The 2,904-nt window shown below is 49.6% G+C and carries 2 protein-coding genes; both read right to left on the reverse strand.

Going from position 1 to position 2,904, the window contains the following annotated elements:
- Positions 1 to 125 precede the first annotated feature (125 nt).
- Positions 126 to 887, reverse strand: a complete 762-nt coding sequence (locus ACIQ2X_RS15735; RefSeq protein ID WP_396179922.1) for a hypothetical protein — start codon at positions 885 to 887, stop codon at positions 126 to 128.
- On the reverse strand, positions 884 to 2,904 hold a 2,021-nt coding region (locus tag ACIQ2X_RS15740), incomplete at its 5' end, for a hypothetical protein (protein WP_396179923.1). The genes ACIQ2X_RS15740 and ACIQ2X_RS15735, both read right to left, overlap by 4 nt.

Genomic DNA, 2,904 nt, shown 5'->3' on the forward strand with positions numbered 1-2,904 from the left:
GGGCGTCTCGCGAACCTTCACTCCTTCGCCTGGCACCACCTTGAGCGTATCGACCCATCGCACCAATCGCTCCCACGCGGTTTGGATCCTCTCACCCTTCTGGACTTTGATTTCCTTGATGTCCATTAGTTGAAATTACCAGCATTACCGTCCTGATAGACCTCCTTCGGCCATTCATAGTACTCGGAGAGCTTCCATGATTCGGAAATCTGCCAGACATTTCCACGCTTGGAAATCTGCGGCGGCATCTTCATCCAGTTTCGATTACCTTTGTCGAGGTTGTTAAATTGCTCTGGGGCGTCTGGTACTGAGCGATACAGTTTCCCGATGTTGTCGATTACAGTCTTGGGTAAGGTTTTCTTGGTGTAGCTCACCGAGGCAATGCAGTTCATCACGATGTAGGTTTTGACCCCCTTCATCGGGTTTTTGTTGCCTTTGCCGACCTTACTTTTTCCACCAAGACCGGATGAGGCTTTCGAGCCCGCTGGGAGAGTTTCATCAAAAGTCCAATCCTCTTTAGTTTCTGGGTCTGCCCATTTGCCGCCGTAAACATTTTTGATTTCCTCAAAGTTCCAATGGGCCTCAATCGGCTCCTCGGCCATCTCAAAATCAAGACTCCAAACTGTGCTTTCTTCGTCGCCGTAGGTGGCGTTGTTGGATTCGGCGCTGCCGCCCTCGTAGGTCACAGTCACGATGTAGGAAGGATCGGCGCCGTCATTGTTGCATGCCCATGTCCGCGAAACCTCTTGGCAGTTTTCGTAATCTTCTTTGCCCACAGTCTTCACTTGAGCGATGGTCTGGACATAGTAAGGAACCACCCATTGGATGACGCCTTCTTTGCTCTTTGAACCGGTGGCTCCTACGGTGATGAAATTGCTGGTGCTCATGCGAAAACGGGGATTTGGACTTCGGGGTTGGTCGTCTTAGGTTTGGTATTCTCCTTAATCGTCCGCAGCAGGGATGTCTGACGGCGGTTTTCTTCGAGGATGCCATCGTTGGCCGCGCGCCCCATCAGCACATTAGTCGCCTTGGCGACGCTGCCGAGTTGGCTCACACCGGCGCTTGGGCCGCCTTGTTGTTTCTTCTCGCGTGCCTTGTCGGCCTCGTCAGCGGCAGCACGGGCATCGACCATCTTGGCGGCGGTGTCCTTGGCTTTGTCGCCGGTCATGCCGAGCTTGTTGAGCGCGACGATCTCTTCTTGGATTGCTTTCTGGCGTTCGAGATCGGCGATCTTCTTCTCATCTCCAGCGATCCGCGCGCGGACCATCTCGGCTTCGAGGCGGTATGCTTCTTGTTTTGGTTTTAATTCAGCAGCTTGAGTTTGTTTTAAGATTTCTAAGAGTTCTTTTTTCTGTTTGATTTCATCATTAACAGCTTTCTCTTTATTGAAAGAACTTTGATTTTGATTATTAAATTCTTTAATTTTTTGCTCAAGTTCTGCAATGCTTTTATCTCTTTCATCTGAATCGATTGAAAATAATTGGCCGTTGATACTAAGTTGTTTTTGTATTTCTTCCGCGCGCCTCTCTGCTTCTGCGAGTTTTCTTTCCTCAATCGATTTATTGGTAATTACCTCACCAGGTGCTTGTGTGGTGACTGGTCCTGCGGCTGTTGGTGTAGTGATTGACCTTCCTTCAGCCCTAACCGTGGTTTTCCCTTGGGCCTCCATTTCCTCCAAGGTTTTTTTTGCTCTTGCTGCTTCCTCTTGTACCTTAGCCAGTTCAATCCCTAGCTGTCTCATTGATTCTGCATTTTCAAGCAATTTAGGATTACTGCCCATATCAGCCGCTAAGTCCCTCTTGCCTTGAGCTTCTTGCATCTGAGCGTTTAGTTTGTTCTGCTCATTTCTAAGATTCTTTTTTTGATTTTCTAGAAAAGCGATCTCTCTTTCAGCCTTCTCTCTATCGATGGTTTCGTCGCTTTTTATTCCTTGGAGCTTGAGTAGGCGGTCGCGCGCTTCGTAAATTTGCTCAGTAAGATCGCGCTCTATTTTGAGCCTTTCTAAGTTGGTGCGATGGACCGCCGCCATATCTTGGCCAAGAGCGGTGATGTCCCTATAATACTTGGCAATCTGAGCGGTCTCGTTTTTTAGCTTAATCGAATTTGCTGCATTATCATAAGTCGTCTGTGCTGCTTTGATTCCATTTTTTAGCGCCTCAGCTCCGGCTTTGGCCGCAGATTTGAGAATTTCAGCATCAACCGCAGAGAATAACTTTTTAAGGTGCGGGTAAAGCTGGACCGCTGCAACCGCCGCTAGCGAGATAGCGCCGGCTAGGCCCATCGAACCACCGAAGCCAAGGATCATCTGCGGGATGTTGTTGAGAACACCTTTGATGCCATACTGGGCGTCTTCGACCGCTTGCGAGAACGCCAAGAAACCCATGCTGGAGTTACCCATCGCCCCAGTGAGGCGATTGAACTTATTCCTAGCGTCCTGAGCGACAAATGCCGCACGCTCGGTTTGCTTTAGGTAAGCGTCAGTTAAAGGGGCTTCTGGCAGACCTGCTGCTCTAGGATTGGATAACAAAGCCGACTTTTTATCGGCGGCGGCTTGTGCCGAAGCAGAGTTCGTTTTTTGCGTAGCGATATTGCGCTCAAGTGTTTGCTGCTCACGGAGGAGCGCAATGGCTTTCTCCTTTGTGATCAGGCCACTTTTGGCAAGTTTGTCTGCTTGCGCCTCAATAGCCAAAGTCTGCTTCAAGGAAGTAGCGAGGCTATCATAGCCAGCGGCTTGCAGCTTGAGGACGCTGATATTACCTTCCAATCCCTTGATGGAATTGGCCGCGCGGCTCATCTCTTGATGGTAATTGGAGGTGGCAGATCGTGCCTTCTCAATGCCAGAGGTGAACCCGCTGGTGTTAAGGAACAAATTTGCCGTGAGAGTTGCCATATTACTTAAATTGG

Source organism: Flavobacterium sp., assembly GCF_044368625.1.
Classification (GTDB): Bacteria; Bacteroidota; Bacteroidia; order Flavobacteriales; family Flavobacteriaceae; genus Flavobacterium.

Bases quoted from the DNA above. Each gene is read 5' to 3' on its own strand.
- ACIQ2X_RS15735 (WP_396179922.1), bottom strand. From the start codon at position 887: ATGAGCACCAGCAATTTCATCACCGTAGGAGCCACCGGTTCAAAGAGC.